General features: G+C 37.7%; 1 protein-coding gene, 1 tRNA gene and 1 pseudogene. 1 reads left to right on the top strand and 2 read right to left on the bottom strand.

Going from position 1 to position 2,537, the window contains the following annotated elements:
- Both G4V62_RS18970 and G4V62_RS18965 read right to left on the bottom strand, forming a co-directional pair.
- Positions 1-771, bottom strand: a pseudogene (locus G4V62_RS18970) (Lmo1799 family Asp-Ala repeat surface protein); the annotation flags it as partial.
- Positions 772-1,325: 554 nt separating this feature from the next.
- A complete protein-coding gene (locus G4V62_RS18965) occupies positions 1,326-1,823 on the bottom strand; it encodes a DoxX family membrane protein (protein ID WP_165205191.1) in 498 nt (165 codons plus the stop codon).
- A gap of 350 nt (positions 1,824-2,173) precedes the next feature.
- On the opposite strand from G4V62_RS18965, the gene G4V62_RS18960 reads away from it, so the two are divergent.
- Positions 2,174-2,247: transfer RNA gene (locus G4V62_RS18960), tRNA-Pro, on the top strand.
- Positions 2,248-2,537: the final 290 nt, after the last annotated feature.

The raw sequence follows: 2,537 nt of genomic DNA, 5'->3' as shown, positions 1-2,537 counted from the left end.
GCATCGGCATCGGCGTCCTGCGTCCGCATCGGCGTCGGCATCAGCATCTGCGTCGGCATCGGCGTCAGCATCTGCGTCGGCGTCAGCATCGGCATCGGCGTCCCCATCAGGTAAACCAGTATCGATTTCATCTGAAGCAACACCACTGTTTAGTAGGTCTAGGTCGATTAAATCATTCCCACTAATTGCACCAATGAAATCAAGGTCTCCGTCGCCTTCACCAGGAGGTAGCTCCGTGACACCCAAACTAGCTAAATCAACAGTCATTGTAAGAGTCAATTCTGAAAGTAATCCTATGGACAACAAGCCTCCATCTACAGTGCCACTGATGACTCCTCGGTTAGGGTCAAGAGTCAGATCTCCATTTGATAAGGTTCCTCTGATCGACCCAAAATCAATAGGACCAACTGATAGTTTTGGAAGTTTATAATCGATTTCTGTTGCGTTCCTAAAATTCGGATCATTCAGTAAATATCTTAATTCCTGAGGCATTTGAAACTGAAGATAATAATCATTAATTAACCCGACACTCGCTAATGTCGTTGCGCTATAATCCAATGTCAGTCGACCAGACACTTCATTAAAATTAGCATTCAAACTCGAACTGCCGACTAAATCTATTCCTGCCAAAGAAGCTGGTGAAACGCTTTGAGCAGCACTTACCTTGTTCGTACTGTCAACAATGCTAAATTGCATCGGTGAGAGGATCAGCGATGAAGCTAAGACAATACCTGAAAACTGCTTAGCACGCTTAATCCTTTTTTGGTTCATTCTTTTTTTGAAATCTATTCTTTTAGATTGCTTCATTTTTCTCCTCCATCCCTTTCAAGCTCAACGCAATAAAAATACGTAGCTCGATAGACAAATACTTTTCCAAAATAAAAAAACACAATACATGATGCCGAAATACAGTTATAAACCACAAAAACATTCCTATACATGATCAGTCTATCAATTCAGTTAAAATAGTCCAATTAAGTTACAATTAATAAGTTTATAGGTATAAACACCTATTAATTACCATAAATAACTTTTAAAAAATAAAAAACATGACTTTAAAACCTTTATAATTATATATTCTGTAAAATATAATAATTATATATTTTATTGTTGAACAAACAATAAATCTTTCGCATAAATTATTTTATTATAATTTAATGTCATATTTTTAAATTTTAACCTTTACTTAACCCGAAGAACTCACAATCATTAAATAAATTTAAATATAAACACAACAAAAAAAGACAGCACTTCGCTTTTTAAACGAATCACTGTCTTTCTCTCGTTCACTTCATTTCATTTCTATTTTGTCTATCGTCTACCTTTTAAGCCACTTGCTTTTTATGGAAGAAACGCTTTCTCATATCTCGCTTATGCCATTGTTCGACAAGAAAACGATCAGCTCCCCAGCGATAAGCCATTCCACCTGCAAGTAAGAGAATAAAGGCTGCGGTCAAAAGCATTGGGTTCGTGCTCAATGTTCCCGCAAGTAAGAAGTTTAAGTTCATAAAGGCTGCGGCTGTTAAAGCAGGAATTGTGCCTAGACCAATGATTAACCCTGCACCGACAAGCACTTCTCCCCATGGGATCAGAATGTTAAACAATTCTACATTTGGGAGAGCTACAGCTTCAAGGAATGTAGCATACCATTGTTGTACGACAGCGCCTTCTCCTTGTGCCTTCGCTAAGCTTCCCTGTAGGAATCCTGTGGCGTCAAATGCACCAATTTTATTAATTCCTGCATTCCACCATTGGATTCCTAACCAAATTCGTAACACTGTAAAAACTGCCGTTCCGCCTCGTACTGCCCATGTTCCTTTCATGAGTAGCCCTCCTTTTTTGCGATACTTTTCACATGATGATTTATGAAGTAACTTTGTTTTTCTATCTGAGTAAAGAATATCATATTGTGAATTATTTCACAATACACTTCACAATTTGTTCAAAATTAATTTCTTCCTTTTCATTCATTGTCTGTGGGTAAAAAGTAGTTCCTATGTGGATAATGTGCATAAGTATGTTCATAACTTATTTAAACGCGTATTTGGATGTGGGTAAAATAGGGGATAACACTTAATTTTACCCACACCATTGTGAATAGTTGTCTGGATGACTTAGTAAGAGACAATGTGCTTGAAGCTAAATCACTCTTATGATAAACTACTTGTCATGTCGGGATGTAGCGTAGCTTGGTAGCGCGCATGCATGGGGTGCATGAGGTCGCAGGTTCAAATCCTGTCATCCCGATCATTTAAATGATGCTTTTTAATTCACCTTCCTTGGCGAAGGATTTTTTGTTTGCGCTGATTTAAAGATACATATATGAGTTAATTTCATAAGTCCCTTTTTAAAAAAAGTGTAGAGTAGTCCCTTGGTGTTTTACATGTTTTTTTAAAATATATCGTGCTTTAATTCACGCTGCCTTGGACATTTGTTCTGCTTTCATCTTTTTAATTCGATCTGTGGCCAATCTGGAGGCATTATAAACAAGCGTCACCAATTGGAAATGAAGCCTTGCCTTCTTACCTGTCCGATGA

Origin of the sequence: Litoribacterium kuwaitense, from assembly GCF_011058155.1 — a bacterium.
GTDB classification, from domain to species: domain Bacteria; phylum Bacillota; class Bacilli; order Bacillales; family DSM-28697; genus Litoribacterium; species Litoribacterium kuwaitense.
Note: the sequence above shows the minus strand (reverse complement) of the source record. Positions and strands in the feature narration are given on the sequence as shown.

What these genes read in the sequence shown, in the direction of transcription:
- G4V62_RS18965 (WP_165205191.1), bottom strand. Translation starts at nt 1,823, where the DNA reads ATGAAAGGAACATGGGCAGTACGAGGCGGAACGGCAGTTTTTACAGTG.